Raw genomic sequence first — 17143 nt, 5'->3', positions numbered from 1 at the left:
ACTCCTGCCTTCAGTCGTCGCCCGTCGGCGAGGTCCTGCGTCTGCCGGGGTCGATCATTTTCGCAGGGAGGTGTTGGTTGGTGGTGCCCGCAGCCTCCGCACCGGACGTCTCCCGGGGCACAGCCTCGTGCAGGGAGGGTCGGTGGGCGTCGTCGGTCTCGGTCGGGTAGGCGGGGAGGCCGCCGGGGTCGTGGCCACCGGCGATCCGCGCCCCGGGCGTGGCCGGCGCCGCGCGCAGGCCGGTCAGGGCGAATGCGACCAGACAGAGGGTCCCGGCCGCGGCGAGCGCGAACCACGGCGGCCAGCCGCCCGGGGGGTTCCACTGCGACCGGCCGAGGAACCAGACGGGGCCGCCCGTGCCGACCGCGTAGCGGCGGGCGTTCGCCCACAGCCCGACGAGGTGGACCGCGGCGACCGCCAGCGGCACCGCGACCTGGATCGGCCGGCGGACCGCCCCCGGCAGGCGGGCTGCCTGCCGGGTGATGATCTCCCCGGCGGCGAGCGGCAGCAGCACCGCGAGGGGCAGCAGGTAGCGCCCGTACACCGGGAAACGGGTCTGGCGCAGCACCACGACGTCAAGGCCGACGGCCACCACCGCGGCGCCGACGAGCACGGCCACGAACCCCAGCCGGGCCCGCCACGGGCCGGCGGCGAGCGCCACCAGGGCGAGGGCGACGACGGCGACCCACCAGATCCGGTACGCGTACGTGGGCATCGGCAGGCTCGCCCAGCCGAACACGCCGACCCACTGCCGCACCCAGGCGTCGGCGTCGTGGGGCAGGCGATGCAGCCCCTCGACGACCAGCGCCCGGCGGATCCCCGGATGCGGCTGCACGGCCCGTTCCCACAGCGTCGTCGCCACGACGCCGCCGGCGGCCAGCCCCAGCCAGGGCACCGGCCACGCCCGCCGCCACCGGTCCGCGCCCCGGCACCGGCCCGCACCCCGCCGCTCGGCGAGCACCAGGCCGACGAGGGGGGCGAGCAGCACCCAGGCGGGTCCGGTGGGCCGCGACAGCGCCAGCAGCGCGCCGACGACGCCCACCGCCGGCCAGGCCCACCGGGGCGGACCCGTCGCGCGGCCCATCCGCAGCACCAGCGCGAACAGCGCGGTGGCGGCCGCGATCTCGATGCCGTTGGTGCCGAGCACGGAGCCCATGAACAGCACCATGGGCGACGCGGCCAGCAGCACCCCGGCGACCGAGAGCGGGCCGGCCGGGCCGCTCCACGCCGCGGCGACCGCGACGGCGAGCAGCCCGGCGACGAGGGCGGCGGTCACCGCCCGCCCGGTGTAGAGCGCGCCGAGCGCCGTGTCTGTGCGCGCCATCGCCGCGCCCGGGACGGCGTAGACGTACGGCTCGTAGGTCCCGACATAGCTCAGCGCCCGCGTCGCCGGCGGGCGGGAGTGCGGCCGGTCCAGGCAGCTCACCGACAGCCAGTTGCGGAACAGGTTGCAGGGGAAGCCGGCCCGACCCGGGTCGAGCCCGGCCGGCAGCCGGAAGACCCGGCTGTTGCGGTTGATCCAGTCGATGCGTTCCGGAGCCCCGGGCTGCGCGCCGAACGCCGGATGCGCGAGCCGCCCCGGCGTGCCCGACCACTGGCCGGTACCGGCGCCGACCTCCTTGACGAAGTTCGCCGGCTCGTCCGGCCCGAAGCCCGGCGCGTTGCTGCCGACCCACGCCGCGAGCAACAGGCCGAACCCCGCCACGAGCAGGAGCCGGGCCAGCCTGCCACGACGATGCATGCGCGACGTCCCCCGCCCGCGCCCCGGCGGGCGCGCAGACTGCCGTCCGGGGCGGCTTTCTCACCCCATGTCACGCCAAGTATGGGCGACGGCGACGGATCGGTCGTCGGGTGGCGTCCGCACCCGCCCATTACGGGCATCGCAAACCCGCGACGGATGGCGACTTCTATAGCCTTTCGTCCTATATGTCTCCTGCATGGGTCCTCGCGAGATATGTACCTGATGTCCCGCTTCGGCGGTCCGCCCGATCCCTGGGACACCGACGGACGTTGCTGTCCAATGGTTACGCGCGACTGGGTGGACCATCACAGAAAGAAACTCGTCAGCGGTCCGGATCGTTGGGTTCAGTGCAATCCCCGTCACCATGCGCGGTAGCCCAGGTGGGCGTCGTGTGCCGCCGACTGCTGGTAGTGACCATGTCGAGAACCATCGTCTACGACGCCGCCCTCGGGCCGCCCGTCCGGGTGACCCCCAGCCATCGCGCCGATTCTCGAGGAGTTGGACATGACCCCACCGGTCACCCCACCGTCGCCGTCGCGGCACAGCCACTCGCCGCCCGTCGCGGCGAGCCCGACCAGCCGGCCGCGCGGCTCGCGCCGGTCACGGCGGGCCGCCGCCCGCCGTGAGGGATGGCGTCCCGACCTGCAGGCCTCCCTCGTCGTCTTCGTCGTCGCCCTGCCGCTGTCGCTGGGCATCGCCGTCGCCTCCGGAGCTCCGGTCGCGGCCGGCCTGCTCGCCGCGGTGGTCGGCGGCATCGTCGCGGGAGCCCTCGGCGGCGCCCCGTTGCAGGTCAGTGGCCCCGCCGCGGGCCTGACCGTGATCGTCGCCGATCTCGTCAACACCTACGGGTGGCGGGTCACCTGCATGATCACGGTGGGCGCCGGCCTGCTGCAGATCCTGCTCGGACTGTGCCGCGTCGCCCGCGCCTCCCTCGCCGTCTCGCCCGCCATCGTCCACGGCATGCTCGGCGGCATCGGCCTGACCATCGTCCTCGGTCAGATCCACGTCGTGCTCGGCGGGAAGGCCGACAGCCACGCCCTGGACAACATCCGGGCGATACCCGAGGCGATCACGAGCCCGCACGGTCCGGCGACCGTCGTCGGCCTGGTCACGATCGCGACGATCCTGCTCTGGCCGCGGCTGCCGCAGGCCGTCCCGGGCGCCGTTCGCCGGATTCCGGCCTACCTCGTCGCCGTCGTCGCGGGCACCGCGTTCGCCGCGGCCGTCGGTTTCGACGTGCCGCGCGTCGACCTGCCCGCCTCCCTGTTCGACTCGATTGCCCTGCCCGAGCTGCCCCACGGCGACTGGTCCGGCATCGCGCTGGGGATCTTCACCGTGGCGATCGTCGCCAGCGTGGAGTCGCTGCTGTCCGCCGTCGCCGTCGACCAGCTCGCGACCTCGAAGGGCTGGCGGGGCCCGCGGGCCGACCTCGACCGGGAGCTGCTGGGCCAGGGCTCGGCGAACCTCCTGTCCGGCCTCATCGGCGGTCTGCCGATCACCGGCGTCATCGTCCGCAGCTCGACCAACGTCGTCTCCGGTGCGCGCACCCGCGCCTCGGCGATCCTGCACGGCGTCTGGGTGCTGGCGTTCGCCCTCTTCCTCGGGTTCGCCGTGGAGTGGATCCCGCTGGCGGCCCTGGCCGGCCTGCTCGTCGTCGTCGGGGTGCGGCTGGTCGACGTGGCCCACCTGCGCCACGTCCGCCGCCACGGCGAGCTGCCCGTCTACGTCGTGACGCTGGTCGGTGTCGTCTCCCTGGACCTGCTGCAGGGTGTGGCACTCGGGCTGGTCACCGCGCTCGGCCTGGTCCTGCGTCGGGTCCTGTGGTCCAGCGTCCGCCTGGTGCACAGCGACGGACTCTGGCAGGTGGAGGTCGAGGGGACGCTGAGCTTCCTGTCGCTGCCGCGCCTGGCCCGAGTCCTCGGCCGGATCCCGGTCGGTGCGCCCGTCTCGATCGAGCTCATCGTCGACTACCTCGACCACGCCGCCTACGAGCATCTGCGCGGCTGGTGCGCCAACCACGAGGCCTCCGGCGGGGTGGTCAGCGTCGACGAGATCGGCCAGGTCTGGTTCCGCCGGTCCGACCACACCGAACGGCGCCGATCGGTGACGCCGCACCTGCCACGCTGGTTCGCGCCCTGGTCGCAGTGGCAGGAGTTCGATCAGGACGACGATCGGCAGGCCGGGACGGCCGACGGCGCGCCGCCGGCGGTCGGCCAGGCCGACTACGTCGGCACCATGCTCGTCGGCGTCAACGAGTTCCACCGCCGGGCGGCGCCGCTGCTGCGGGGCACGTTCGACGGCCTCGCCGCCGGACAGCAGCCCTCCGCGCTGTTCCTGACCTGCGCCGACTCGCGGATCGTCCCGAACATCATCACCAGCAGCGGGCCGGGCGACCTGTTCACCGTCCGCAACATCGGCAACATCGTTCCGCGGCAGAGCCCGCGCCACCCGGCGCGCGCCACCGCCGATCTCGACCGGCTCCACGCGTCGGACGGCGGTCCCGCCGGGACGGGCTCACGCGGGACGGCCCCCGGTTCGTCGAGCTCCGGTTCGTCGAGCTCCGGCGGGATCGGCCTCGGCATGGCCTCGGGCGTCGGGATGGCCGCCGGGGTCGGGATCGCCCCCGGTACCGGCCCGCTGCCCGGCATCGTCGTGCCGCCGAGCGACCTGTCGGTCACCGCCGCGCTCGACTACGCCGTCGAGGTGCTGCGGGTGCCCGCGATCGTCGTCTGTGGCCACTCCGGCTGCGGAGCGATGAACGCGCTGCTCAAGGGCACGCCGCCCGGCCAGCCGGAGTCGGCGCTCGCCGGCTGGCTGTCCCACGCCGACGCGTCGCTGACCCGCACGCCCCCGCCGGGGACGGAGGACCTCCCGCCGGTGGAGCGTCTCGGCCGGGCCAACGTCGCCCAGCAGCTCGACAACCTGCGGGAGCATCCGACCGTGCGCCGTGCTCTCGAGGACGGCGCGCTGGAGCTCGTCGGCATGTACTTCGACATCGGGCGCGCGCAGATCTCGATCCTCGACGAGGAGACCGGTCGGTTCGTCGACCCGGCGGACGCGCTGACGAAGGCCCCCAGCGAGCAGGGGCCGGGCCGGCGCTGGGACACGCCGGCGCGCGGGACGCCGGCGCTCGCGGGCACCGACGCGGGCTCGGCCCGGTCGGCGGCACCGCCCACGTCGGGAGGCCGCCGCGGTCGTCGGCTGCCTCCGGCGGGCTAGCCGGCGCCCGAGCGCCTACGTCCCCGCGGCCCGGGACGCCGTCGGGGACGTGGACGCGCGCCCTTCCGTCGACCGCGGGGCCGCCGGCGGCACGTCCGCCGGCGGCCCCGCCGGCGACAGGCGGTCGAGCATCGCCGGCACCTCGCCGGTGTGCAGGACGCCGAGGGACCGCGTCGCCCGGCTCAGCGCGACGTACAGGTCGTGCGCGCCGCGCGGGGATTCGGCGAGGACCCGGTCCGGGTCGACGACGAGCACCGTGTCGAACTCCAGCCCCTTGGCCTCCCGGATCCCGAGCACGACGACCGGCGCGGACAGCCGGGCGCCGCCGCCGGTCTCGGTGGCCGGCACGGCCGCCCGCACCGCGGCGGTCAGCTCGGCGAGCCGCCCCGCCGGCACCAGCACGGCAAGCTGACCGGCGCTCAGCCGCTCCAGCTCGGCCAGGACCGTCCGGGCGAGCACCGGGCCGAGCTCGTCCTCGGTCACCCGCAGTCGCCAGGGGTCGAGGCCGAGCGCGCGCACCGACCGCGGCGGCTGCTGCGGCGGCCGCAGCGTCGCGAGCACGTCGGCGGCCACCGCCATGATCTCCGCGGGAGTCCGGTAGTTCACCGTGAGGGACTCCTGCCGCGGCCGTGGGCCCGACGCCGTGTAGGGGGCGAGGACCCTTTCCCACGACGTCGTGCCGGCGGGGTCGCCTGTCTGGGCGATGTCGCCGACGATCGTCATCGACCGGGTCGGGCAGCGGCGCATCACCATCCGCCAGGCCATCTCCGAGAGCTCCTGCGCCTCGTCGACGACGACGTGGCCGAAGGTCCACGTCCGGTCGGCCAGCGCGCGCTCGGCGATGGTCCGCAGGTCGGCGTCCTCGTGCCGGTCGGCGAGACGGGCCGCGTCGATCAGGTCGGTCGCCATCATGATCTCCGGGTCGTCCTCGACGTCGCGGGAGATGATGTCGAGGACGCCCTGGGCGTAGGCCACCCGGGCGAGCCGGTCGCGCAGCGCCGCGGCGCGGGCCGCGCGGTCGTCCTCACCGAGCAGCTCCGCCGCCTCGTCGAGCAGCGGGATGTCCGCCGCGGTCCAGCCGCCGGCCGGTCGCGGCCCCCCACCGGTGCGGGCTGCATCGCCGTCGCCGTCGCCGTCACCGTCTCCGTCGGCCGACCCGTCCTGGTCACTGCCCTCGCTGGTCCCGACCCCGCCGTCGTCGCCGGGGCCGGGTGACGCCGCGGCGCCGGCGGTGGCGTCGCGCAGGGCGCGCAGCCAGGCGTCGTCCGGGTCGGTGCCGTCCTCGGCGAGCGGCCGGTGCAGCAGGCGGCGCTCGGCGGCGGTCAGCTCCGGCGCCGCGGACGCCAGCGTGCCGGGGTCCGCGTACAGCTCGGCGACGAGCTGCTCGGGGCTGAGCACCGGCCACAGCTCGTCCAGCGCCGCCCGCACGGCCGGATCGGCGCGCAGCTCCCGGCGCAGCTGGGCCAGGTCGTCGTCGTCGAGCAGGCTGGTGCCGCCGAAGCCGGCGGGGGCCAGCAGGTCGAGCGCCTCGGGGTCCGCCTCCAGCACCTGGGCGGTGATCGTCTCGGCGGCGTACCCGTCGGCGACCTGGCGGGCCAGCGCCTCGATCACGGCGCGTACGAAGAGGGTCCGGGCCTGGTTGTGCAGTTCGCCGGACTCCCGGGCGAGCGCGCGGGCCCGCACACAGGTGCTGCGTTCGAGCAGCAGCAGGCGCTCCTCGGTGTGGATCTCCAGCGTCTGCCCGCCGGGCAGCCGCTGCCGGTCGCGCACGGCCGCGGCGAGGACGTCGGCCAGCACCGCCCGGCCCTTGAGCTCGGCCAGCGCCGGCTCCTCCGGCCGCTGCGCCCGCGCCCCCGGGTAGAGCGCCTCCACCGTCGCGCTGACCACGCTGGTCTCACCCAGCGACGGCAGCACGTTCTCGATGTAGCGCAGGAACGTCGGGTGCGGCCCGACGACCAGCACGCCGCTGCGGGCGAGCCGGTCGCGGTGGGTGTAGAGCAGGTAGGCGGCGCGGTGCAGCGCGACCGCGGTCTTGCCGGTGCCCGGCCCGCCCTGGACGACGAGGATCCCGCGGTGGTCCGAGCGGATGATCCGGTCCTGCTCGGCCTGGATCGTCTCGACGATGTCACTCATCCGGCCGGTGCGCGCGGCGTTGAGGGTGGCGAACAGCGCCGGCTCGCCGACCAGTTCGGTGGCACTCGGCTCCCGGACGGCCAGCTCGAAGACGTCGTCGTCGAGGCCGGTCACCTCGCGGCGGCGCGTCGTGATGTGCCGGCGGCGCCGGACGCCGAGCCGCGCGGCTCCGGTCGCCACGTAGAACGGCCGCGCGGCCGGGGTGCGCCAGTCGATCAGCAGGGGCTCGTAGTCCGCGTCCTCGTCGAAGATGCCCATCCGGCCGACGTAGCGCCGCTCGCCGCCGTCGAAGTCCAGCCGGCCGAAGCACAGGCCGTTCTCCGCGGCGGTGATCCGGGCCAGCGTGGCCGCGCAGTCGGCGCTGGCCGCGTCCCGCTCGAACCGGGCCCGGGGCAGGCTCTCGGAGTGCCGGAGAACCGTCCGCAGCCGGGACGTGGTGCGCCGGCGAAGCCCGTCGAGCCGATCGTAGAGAGCGGAGACGTACGCCTGCTCGGAGGTAATGTCATCTGTTGACAAACCGGCCCCATCCCTTCACCGGCACGGTGGCCGTGCGCTGCCGAGACGGCGCCGAACGTTGCTCGTAGGCATTCAACACCCACTCGTCCGGTCCGCTCATCGTTGCATTATCCCGGCTCCGGCGAAATGTCCGGCGTTGTCGCCCGTTCGGGGTATCGGCCTCGCCTGCCGACGGCGGCCCGGCGTACCTGTCGCCGATCCACGCGAGGACACGCCGATCCACTCGGAGACACGCAGATCCCCTCCAAAGCGGGGGTGAGCGGGGGCGGGAAGGGCGACCCTCGCGGGTGTGGAACGCACTTCCGAGAACGGCCCGGTTCCCGCCCAGCGGAAGGCACCGTCGGCACCGCCCGCCGCCGAACACGATCCGGTGCTCACCTACGGCAAGGAGGACGACGACCGCGTCCGGCCATGGTCGCGCCACGACCGGACGATGGCGGAGACCGGCGTGCGCACGTTGGCCCGTCGGCTTCCCGGGCTGCTGCGGCTTGCCTGGTCCCTGGCCTGGGAGGCCGACCGGGCCGGCCTCGTCGTCATGGTCGTGCTGCGGGTGTTCGCCGGAGTCGTCGAGGCGGCGGGCCTGCTCGCCGTCGCCGGCGCGCTGACCGCGGTGCTGCGCGACGGCCCCACCCCGCAGCGGCTGCGCGAGGCACTGCCCGCCCTCGTCCTCGTCGTCGCCGCCGAGGTGCTGCGCAGCGGCCTGGCGGCGGCGACCAACCTGGTGCGGGTGCGCCTGGGCCCCCGGGTGGACCGGGTCTGCCTGGTGCGGCTGCTCGACCTCGCCACCCGCACGTCGATCATGGCCTTCGACGACCCGCGCTTCGTCGACGACCTCGACGCGGCCGAGCGCGGTGCCGCCAGCGGACGCCAACTCGTCGACAACGCCATCGAGATGCTGACCTCCGCCGTGCGCATCGCCGCCGCGGGGGGTGTGCTCGGCGTGCTGCATCCGGTGCTGCTGCCCCTGCTGGTCCTGTCGATCCTGCCCGACGGCTGGGCGTCGCTGCGCTCGGCCCGGCTCGCCCACGCCTCCTGGCTGGGCCGGCTGCGCCAGGTCCGCCGCCAGTACATGCTCCGCTACCACATGACCGCCCGGGAGTGCGCCGCGGAGATCCGCTCGTTCGGCCTCGGCCGTTTCCTGCTCGACGAGTACACGATCCTCGCCCGCGAGCAGGAGGCCGAGCAGGTCCGCGTCGGCCGGGGCCAGGCGCGGTACCGGCTGACCGGGGAGGCGGTGTCCGGGCTCGCCCTCGGCGTCGTCTACGGGACCCTGATCCTGTTGCTCAACGCGGGGGTGATGCCGCTGGCCGCCGGCGGCACCGCGGTGCTCGCGATCCGCACCGGCCGCAGCGCTCTCGCCCAGGCGTTGACCACCCTCAACACCGCGTACGAGAACTTCCTCTATTTCGGGGAGTACCGCGCCTGGATCGCGCAGGCCGGTGGGCTGGTGCCCGCGCCCCGGGAGCAGGTGGCGCCGGCGCGGCCCGTGGTCGTGCGGGCCGAGAACGTCGTCTACACCTACCCGCGCACCGACACCCCCGCCCTGCGTGGCGTCACCGTGGAGCTGCGCCGGGGCGAGGTCGTCGCCTTCGTCGGGGTGAACGGCAGCGGCAAGTCGACGCTGGCGAAGATCCTCGCCGGCCTGTACGAACCGGACACCGGCACCGTCAGCTGGGACGGCGTCGACCTCGCCGGCGTCGACCCGGACAGCGTCCGCGAGAACATCTCCGTGATCCCGCAGGACTACACCCAGTGGCCGATGTCGGCCCGGCTCAACATCGCCGTCGGCCGGATCAGCCGGCTCCTCGCCGACGGCCCGGACAGCGTCATCCCCGCGGCCCGCGCGACCGAGGCCGCCGAGGTCATCGAGAAGCTGCCCCACGGCTACGACACGTCGCTGGCCCGCCAGTACAACTCCGGCCACGACCTCTCCGGTGGCCAGTGGCAGCGGATCGCCTGCGCCCGGGCGGTCTACCGGGACGCCCCGGTCCTCATCGCCGACGAGCCGTCCGCCGCCCTCGACGCCCGCGCCGAACAGACCCTGTTCACCCTTATCCGCGAGCTGGGCCGGGACCGCACCGTCCTGCTCATCACCCACCGACTCGCCAGCGTCCGCACCGCCGACCGCATCTACGTCCTCGACGGCGGCCTCGTCGCGGACCAGGGCAACCACGCCGAGCTGATGTCCCGCCCCGGCATCTACCGCGAACTGTTCACCCTCCAGGCCAGCCAGTACGTCGACACCGACCCCGCTGACGCCGAGCCGGCCGGAACCGACCGCGGAGACGTCCTCGACGCCCCCCGGTGAGCCCCACCCCGACGGGCGCGGACGGTTCCACCCCCAGCGCGAAGGGTAGTTCTGCTGGTGGTGAGGCTCGGTGGGGGGCGATCAGCATGACCGATGCGATCGCTGCCGGTCACCTGGTGACCCGCCCCTGGCAGGCGGCGGCGGTCAGGAGGTGCCGACGCGGCGGCGGTCAGGACGTGCAGATGCTGTCCGGGTGGCCGAACCCCGGGGCGGCCAGGTCGAAGTCGACCACGTTGTTCGGCCCGCGGACGCCGTGGCGGTCCAGGACGCAACTGCGCCGGGTCGCGGTGTCGGTGACGGTGATCCGCTGGTCTCCCGCGTAGAGCGGGCTGGAGCTCCACGTGGGCGCCCCGCTGCCGGTGTGGACGGCGAACGAGGAGATCGGGTAGCCCGTCGACGAGCGGGCCGCCCCGCCGAAGATGACGACCTTCGCCCGGCCGGGGGCGGGCGCGCGACCGCCGACGGTCATCCGGCCGCCGAGGCGGGCGGTGCCCGGGTCGGCGAGCGTGGTCAGCGCGATCCGCCCGACGTCCGCGGAGTAGGCCCAGCCGTTGGCTCGGTGGGTGAAACGGTCGAGGTAGAACCGGGAGTGGACGTAGTCGCCGTCGCGGCGCTGCTCCGGGTAGAACTCGAACGACAGCCCCGCCGTGCGCGCCCCCCAGCCGGTCGGCAGGCTGCCCCCGCGGACCAGGTCGGGCTGGGCGTTGCCCACGAAGTAGCCGGTCGGGAAGACCAGCCCGCGCCCGGCCGGGAACCGGGTGTAGGTGGCGTAGCTGCCCCGCTCCTGGCAGGCGTTGACGAACGTGTCCCCGGTCCGGGTCCGCGGGTCGTAGTGCTGGCAGGGCAGGTACGGCCGGGCCGTCGAGCCGAGCACCAGGTCGACGCCGACCGCTCCGCCGATCGGGGCGGGGCCGCCGCGCCGGTCGGTGAACCCCTCGAACGGCACGGCGACACCGTTGCCCCGACCGGCGACGCCGGCGAACCCGGCGGTGTCCGCGGCCCGCGCCGTACCCGGCTGCGTGACCACGAGCGCGAGCAGTCCCGCCAGGAGCAGGCAGACCCGCCGCCACCCCCCGGCCGTCGCGGTCCGGACCGCATCTCGCAACCGTGTCACCGTCATGTCGCCCGCCCCCGTCCGGACGGCCCGGGCGGGCCGCCATTGTCACAGCACAGCGACGTGGACCGTCTCGGCGCAGGCTATTGGCCCAACTGACCCCCAATCGTCGTCGACACGTCATACTGGCCGGAAAACCGCAACCGCAGCGCCCGTCGACCCGGCGCGGCGTGGTGGGCGACGACGGCGACCGGCGCGCCCTGGGGTCTGGTGACAAATCGTGGCAAGATTGCGCGGTGAATGCGCCTGGACGCGGCGGCGAGCGGCCGTCCGGTATGGATGCGGAGTCGACCGGGTCCGTGGCGCGATGGGACTTCTTCGTCTCCTACACCGCCGCCGACCGGGGCTGGGCGGAGTGGATCGCCTGGCACCTCGAGGTCGCGGGGTACACGGTGCTGGTGCAGGCCTGGGACTTCGTTCCCGGCAGCCACTGGATGAGCCGGATGGACGAGGGCATTCGCGCCGGCGCCCGCACCCTGGCGGTGCTGTCGCGCGCCTACCTGCGCTCGGTCTACGGGCAGGCCGAGTGGGAGGGGGCGTACCAGGCGGACCCCACCGGTTTCGCCCGCAGGCTGGTCCCGGTCCGGGTGGAGGACTGCCCCCGGCCCGGCCTGCTCGGCGGCGTGGTGTCGTTCGACCTGTTCGGCCTGTCCGCCGACGAGGCGCGCACGCGCCTGCTCGCGCAGATCGCGGCGATCCACCGCGGCCGGGACAAGCCCGGGGTCGAGCCGCCCTTCCCCGGCACCACGCCCCCCGCCGGTCCGCCGCGAGCGTCGGACACCTGACGCTGAGCCGCGGTTAGGCGGTTAGGCGGTTATGCGGTCATGCGGTCAGTAGGTGTGCCACTTCCGGCGGGCGGGGCCGACGTTGCCGGTGGCGACGGGCCCGACCCACCGCAGGTCCGGGAGGTTCACGACGATCGCCTCCTGGGTGGTCCGGGCGATGACGACGACGGCCTCCTCGTCGGGATCCGGATTCTCCTCCCGGTGCGGCACCCACGGCGGCACGTAGATGTAGTCGCCCGGGTTCGTGTCGAGCCGGATCTCCTCCTCGTGCTCCAGGAAGACGAAGCTCGGGTGGCCCGAGACGACGTAGATGCCCGTCTCGGAGCGGCCGTGATGATGGTTCGCGGATGCGGTCGCCGCGGCGACGTGGGTCTGCCCCATCCACAGGTCGACGGATCCGACGGTCTTCCCGGACAACGCCTCGACCCGGCTCATCCCGGCGGTCTGCGAGGTACTGGTCGACAGGCCGGCGGGTGTGACCTGATGGAGCCGCTGGTGGAAGGCGTCCGCGGGCGGCGTGGACATGAGAACCTCCGAGAGGGAGTCGGATCGGGGTCGACGGTTCGGGTCGACGATTCGGGGTCGACGGTTCGGGGTCGATGGATCGGGGTCGATGGATCGGGGCCGAGGGTCCGGGGGCGACGGTCAGGCCTGGGAGCGCGTGGCGCGCCGGCGTCGGTAGTTCGCCGCGGCGACCCTGCCCCCGCAGCGGCGCATCGAACACCAGCGCCGTCGCCCGGAGGGGGAACGATCGAGGAACAGCGTCGCGCAGCCGTCGCTGTCGCAGGCCCGAACGCGACCGAGATCCGGGCCGGCCAGCAGGTTGATCGCGTCGCGGGCGATGACGGAGAGGGCGGCGCCCGCGTCGGGTTCCGGGACCGGGGTCCGCGTCCGGCCGCCCGGGCCGAGCAGGAACATCGGCGTCGGACGCCGGGCCGCCTTGTTGATCAGCCGGATGTCCTCGGGGGTGGGCGGCCGGCTGGCGATCAGACCGCGGGTGGTCTCGTTCACCGCCCCCCGCAGGTCACGGGCGGCGAGCAGGTCCGGCTCGGTGAGGCCGCCGGCGGCGGCCGGCAGGCCCTGCTCCTCGAACCAGCCGGTCAGCTCCGCCGGAGTGGCGAGCAGCTCGATGCGGCGCCCCGGCCAGTCGCGCACGGTCGCGACGAAGTCGAGACAGAGACTGCCCGCCCCCCGGTCGAACTCGGTCATCGTGCCGGACGCGCGCATCGGACGACCTCCTCGGGTATCGACGATCTCCGTGGGTGACGACGATCTTCGCGGCCACGACGATCTTCTCGGGTGACGACGATCTTCCTGGTTGACGACACTTCTCGTGAGCATTGATGATCTTGTTGAGTAACGCTCTGAGCGGAGATCGCCGCAGTGTTACCCACCCTTCCGTCACCCCATGATGGGTTGACGAAGACTCATGCAGAGGCACGTTAGCACGAGAGTCTATGGAGGGGCGGGCTGATCGTCACGGCGGGCGTCACCGGTTGATCTCCTGGCGATCCTCCTCGGTGGCGCGTCGCGCCCGCATCGCCCGCGGCGCTGGACCGGTGCGGGGGAGGCGGACGAACCGGTGCCGTCGATGCGGCCGGCCCGCGCGGGACCTGGCGTCGGCCTGTCGACGTGCTCGCCCTCGTCCATCCCGGACATCCCTGGTGCGGTCGCCTTTCACCGTCCCGGAATCAGGTCGTGTATCCGATTGTGAACAGACGGCTTGTGGGCGATCTGATCCCGCCCGTCGAGGCGTGCACATGGGGACGCGTCCTGATCACGGCTGTCAGGATCGGTCACCACTCCGGGTTCGCGTGCAACGGCGCAGCGCAGCCCCACCGAACACGATGATCATCAGGGTCGGAGGTCGGGCTGGAACCTTCCCGTGCCCCACCGAACGCACACGGATCCGAAAAGCGATCCGCGGCGGTCCCGGCCACAATGCGGCCAGCAGCTACAGGAGGTTGTTGACGGGCTGAGCAGGTTGGCCTCAGGTCGAGCGTCGCCACCTCCTGTCATTGCCGACGCAACCAGGGCGGGCGCCGGCCGACCTGGTGCTCCACACGCCACAGATCACAGGTGGACGCGCGCCCGGGTCACGGAGACATATCGGTGGGGGCGCCTTCCGGGCCGGGTGCACGACCTGGGTTCTCGCGAGCTGGTGCATTGTCCGGCTCACCGCTGACGGGCCTTCGGCGTGGCCGGGGGCACCACGACCGCGCCGGATCCTCGCGGCGCCGACCTGGTGCCACAGCGCTGGTCCTGGCGCTGGTCCTGGCGCGTCGGCGGCTGCCGGGCGTCCGGCCGGCGGCTGGTGGTCAGGAAGGCCCGACGCGATTGCCGTCCGCAAGGTTGTTCCGGTGTGGGCGAATGTGACCTGGGCTACGAGGTGAATAGCCAGTCGGTGCCGTGCCGACCGGCCCGGCTGAGGCGGGAATTGTGACCCGCGCGACGGGGACACATTGTCCCTGCCTTAATGGGTGTGACCGGTGTTACGGCTCGCGGGCGATTGTGAGCGCCATTACTGTGGGCCGGGTCATATTGGCCGGCCGGAAGTGCCGACTGCAGTCCAGATCACGTCGACAGCCCTGTCGAAAGTCGCGCTGCGGGCGCACAATGGAAGCCGGAGGGTGACAGTGGCCCACTCTCCCGGGGTAATAACGTCAAGGAGTTTCCATGCGCACCCAGAATTCCGTTGTTTCCTCCCTGCGTACGTCGCTCACCTCGCACCGCGCTGCGCGGGCCCAGCGTCGCGAAGTGGCGATGCTGCTTTCCGACCCCCAGCTCTCGCCGTCCACCCGGCAGGAGATGGTGGCGATCCTCACCCGCGACGAGGACGTTCGGACTTCCGTCGCCGTCCCGTCGCAGCGGCGCGGAGGTTCGTCGCGCGAGCACGCCGACGCAGGATCGTTCCGCTCCGCCTGAGTGGTCCGCGTGGCCTGAGCGTTCCGTGCGGCCTGCGCGGTCCGCTCCGTCCGAGAAGGCCCCCGGCGGGCCCGACGCCGCCTTTGCGTTCTCCGTCCTTCCCGACAGTCCGCCGCGGCCCGCGGCGTGCTTCCGCCCGGGAGGCGCGGCATCACGAAGCCTCCGTGGCTCCTCTTCGCCGCGGAGGCTTCCTCCTTCTGCTCCCGGGGCACAGCCGGCCGGGGGCCCCGGCGGTGCGCATCGTCAGACGGCTGACCAGCCGCCGTCGACGCTCAGCGTCGCCCCGTGGATGTTGGCGGCGTCGTCGCCGGCGAGGAACACCACCACGCGACCGATCTCCGCCGGCCTGCTGGGCCGCCGCGAGGGGGCCCGCGCGACCAGGGGCGCGACGCGGTCGGCGTACTGCTCGATGCGGCGGGTCAGCGTGGGGCCGGGGGCGACGGTGTTCACCCGCACGCCCGCCGGGCCGTACTCGGCCGCCCACGACTTCGTCAGCGAGTGCACGGCCGCCTTCGTCGCGCTGTAGAGGGCCGACCCGTCCATCCCGACCAGGCCGTTGATGGAGCCGATGTTGATGACGGCTCCGCTGCTGCGGGCCGCCATGGCGGGTGCGATGGCGCCGGTGAGCAGGAACGTCGCCGTGACGTTGACGGCGAGCGCGGCGGTGATGACCGCCTCGCCCACCTCCGCGGTGGGCTTCGGCGTGATGAGCATCGCCGCGTTGTTGACGAGGATGTCCGGCACGCCACCGACGGCGGCGCGGGCGGCGTCGGCGAGCGCCTGCACGGCGGGCGCACCGGCGGCGAGGTCGGCGGGGACGAACGTGGCCCGCCCGCCCGCCGCGCCGATCACCCGGGTGACCTCGGCGCCGCGCCCGGCGTCACGACCGCTGACCACGACGTGGGCACCGGCCGCGGCGAGCTCGGCCGCGATCGCCGCGCCGATGCCGTCGGTCGAACCGGTGACGAGCGCGCTGCGTCCGGCCAGTGAGGTGGTCGTCGACATTCGGGGGTTCCTTCCGGCGATGGTCTGCATGACCGCTGGGGGGTCGTGGGGCGTCCGCTGGTGCGCGCCCAATCTGCTGGTGCGCGGCCCAATCTGCCCGGGATAAATTGGACCCGCAAGTCCAGATTGTGCGGCGGGAGGGGCGGACGTGCCGAGCAGGCTGACGTCGAAGGGCAGTGCGACCCGGCAACGGATCATCGAGGGGGCCGCAGCCGAGATCCGCGAGCGTGGGGTCAGCGTCACCACGCTGGACGACGTCCGCGCCCGCACCGGTACCAGCAAGAGCCAGCTGTTCCACTACTTCCCGACCGGCAAGGAGGAGCTGCTGCTGGCCGTGGCCCGCTTCGAGGCCGACCGGGTCCTCGCCGACCAGCAACCCCAGCTCGGCGACCTCACCTCCTGGTCGGCGTGGCTCGCGTGGCGGGACAAGGTCGTCGCCCGTTACCGGGAGCAGGGGCGGCACTGCCCGCTGAGTGTCCTGGTCTCGCAGCTCGGCCGCAGCACCCCCGGCGCGCAGGCGGTCGTCAGGGAGCTGATGAACCGGTGGCAGGCGGAGATCGTCACCGGCATCCGTGCGATGCAGCGAGCCGGCGAGATCTCCCCGCTGCTGGACGCCGAGCCCCACGCCGCGGCGCTGATCGCCGGCATCCAGGGCGGCGTTCTCATGCTGCTGTCCACCGGCGGCACCACCCATCTGGAAGCGGCCCTCGACGTCGCCATCGACGCGCTACGCCGCTCCTGACCCTCGCCGGATGTCGGCCAGGTGGTGGACGCCCTCGTGCAGCGCGTTGCGGAGCAGCCAGCGGGCGGTGCGCTCCTCGCCGGGTAGGCGTGCCACCGTCCGTTCCCAGTCCCGCGGCCCGACCTGGTCGGCCTCGTCGCGCAGCCCGTGTGCGTTGGCGGCGAGCTCGGCCAGGATCGCGGCCGGGTCGAGCTCGTTGTAGCGGAACCGGCGGGCCCGCAGGTCGTTGAGCATCGGCTCGACGACGGGCCGGGTCTCGGTGCGGGCCCGGTACAGCCGGATGGTGGAGGTCGCGAGGACGTCCCGAAGGTGGCAGGCGTACTCCAGCACGGACCACGTGCCGGGCGCCGGACGCTCCCGCAGCAGGTCGGGCCCGGCGGCGGTGACGGCCTGCGTCACCTGCGCCGGCAGCGTCGCGAGCTGCGCCAGGACCTCCTCCACGGTGAGCGTCGAGAAGACGAGACCGCACTCGGCGCACGCGTGCGCCTCGCCCACCAGCGCGGGCGGCCCGGTCGGATGCCCCTGCGACGGATAGCTGGTCATCGGGCAATCGTAGGCGGCGTCTCGGGGCCCACCGGCCGGCGAGGAATCGCCGCCGACCGGCGTCGCGGAGCCCGCGGGGGTGGCCTGGGAGAGCCCAGCCAACGGCTCGATC

The 17143-nt window shown here is 73.8% G+C and carries 12 protein-coding genes; 5 read left to right on the top strand and 7 right to left on the bottom strand.

Going from position 1 to position 17143, the window contains the following annotated elements; genetic code table 11:
- Window positions 1-10: 10 nt before the first annotated feature.
- Window positions 11-1741 carry a DUF2142 domain-containing protein gene (locus FRAAL_RS20600; RefSeq protein ID WP_011605840.1) on the bottom strand — a complete coding sequence of 577 codons (1731 nt, stop codon included), beginning with the start codon at window positions 1739-1741 and terminating at the stop codon, window positions 11-13.
- A 504-nt stretch (window positions 1742-2245) separates the two neighbouring features.
- On the opposite strand from FRAAL_RS20600, the gene FRAAL_RS20595 reads away from it, so the two are divergent.
- Complete coding sequence (locus tag FRAAL_RS20595) at window positions 2246-4960, top strand: SulP family inorganic anion transporter (RefSeq protein WP_041939561.1); 2715 nt, start codon at window positions 2246-2248, stop codon at window positions 4958-4960.
- Window positions 4961-4975: 15 nt separating this feature from the next.
- On the opposite strand, the gene FRAAL_RS20590 is transcribed toward FRAAL_RS20595, so the two are convergent.
- Window positions 4976-7609, bottom strand: a complete 2634-nt coding sequence (locus FRAAL_RS20590; RefSeq protein ID WP_011605838.1) for a HelD family protein — start codon at window positions 7607-7609, stop codon at window positions 4976-4978.
- Window positions 7610-7898: 289 nt separating this feature from the next.
- Here FRAAL_RS20590 and FRAAL_RS35870 point away from each other — a divergent pair, with 289 nt between their 5' ends.
- The gene (locus FRAAL_RS35870; RefSeq protein WP_011605837.1) at window positions 7899-9917 is read left to right on the top strand and encodes an ABC transporter ATP-binding protein; all 2019 of its coding nucleotides are present in this window, start codon (window positions 7899-7901) and stop codon (window positions 9915-9917) included.
- Between the two features lie 169 nt (window positions 9918-10086).
- Here FRAAL_RS35870 and FRAAL_RS20580 read toward each other — a convergent pair whose 3' ends face one another.
- Window positions 10087-11037, bottom strand: a complete 951-nt coding sequence (locus FRAAL_RS20580; RefSeq protein ID WP_011605836.1) for a hypothetical protein — start codon at window positions 11035-11037, stop codon at window positions 10087-10089.
- A gap of 293 nt (window positions 11038-11330) precedes the next feature.
- Between FRAAL_RS20580 and FRAAL_RS20575 the strand changes: the two genes are divergently transcribed.
- Window positions 11331-11816: a toll/interleukin-1 receptor domain-containing protein gene (locus tag FRAAL_RS20575; RefSeq protein WP_011605835.1), complete on the top strand. Its 486-nt coding sequence runs from the start codon at window positions 11331-11333 to the stop codon at window positions 11814-11816.
- Between the two features lie 45 nt (window positions 11817-11861).
- Here FRAAL_RS20575 and FRAAL_RS20570 read toward each other — a convergent pair whose 3' ends face one another.
- On the bottom strand, window positions 11862-12341 hold the full coding sequence (locus tag FRAAL_RS20570) for a cupin domain-containing protein (protein WP_041939560.1): 480 nt from the start codon (window positions 12339-12341) through the stop codon (window positions 11862-11864).
- 120 nt (window positions 12342-12461) lie between these two features.
- A complete protein-coding gene (locus tag FRAAL_RS20565; RefSeq protein WP_041939559.1) occupies window positions 12462-13043 on the bottom strand; it encodes a CGNR zinc finger domain-containing protein in 582 nt (193 codons plus the stop codon).
- 1449 nt (window positions 13044-14492) lie between these two features.
- Here FRAAL_RS20565 and FRAAL_RS20560 point away from each other — a divergent pair.
- Complete coding sequence (locus FRAAL_RS20560) at window positions 14493-14741, top strand: hypothetical protein (protein WP_041939558.1); 249 nt, start codon at window positions 14493-14495, stop codon at window positions 14739-14741.
- Between the two features lie 243 nt (window positions 14742-14984).
- Here the strand turns inward: FRAAL_RS20560 and FRAAL_RS20555 are convergent, their stop codons facing one another.
- Window positions 14985-15746: an SDR family NAD(P)-dependent oxidoreductase gene (locus FRAAL_RS20555; RefSeq protein ID WP_011605830.1), complete on the bottom strand. Its 762-nt coding sequence runs from the start codon at window positions 15744-15746 to the stop codon at window positions 14985-14987.
- Between the two features lie 148 nt (window positions 15747-15894).
- Between FRAAL_RS20555 and FRAAL_RS20550 the strand changes: the two genes are divergently transcribed.
- Window positions 15895-16488 carry a TetR/AcrR family transcriptional regulator gene (locus tag FRAAL_RS20550; protein WP_011605829.1) on the top strand — a complete coding sequence of 198 codons (594 nt, stop codon included), beginning with the start codon at window positions 15895-15897 and terminating at the stop codon, window positions 16486-16488.
- Here the strand turns inward: FRAAL_RS20550 and FRAAL_RS20545 are convergent.
- A complete protein-coding gene (locus tag FRAAL_RS20545) occupies window positions 16474-17031 on the bottom strand; it encodes a DinB family protein (RefSeq protein WP_011605828.1) in 558 nt (185 codons plus the stop codon). The two genes, FRAAL_RS20550 and FRAAL_RS20545, sit on opposite strands and share 15 nt — an antisense overlap.
- Between the last annotated feature and the right edge of the window lie 112 nt (window positions 17032-17143).

Origin of the sequence: Frankia alni ACN14a, from assembly GCF_000058485.1 — a bacterium.
Lineage (GTDB): Bacteria > Actinomycetota > Actinomycetes > Frankiales > Frankiaceae > Frankia > Frankia alni.
This window is presented reverse-complemented; position numbering and strand designations above follow the sequence as displayed.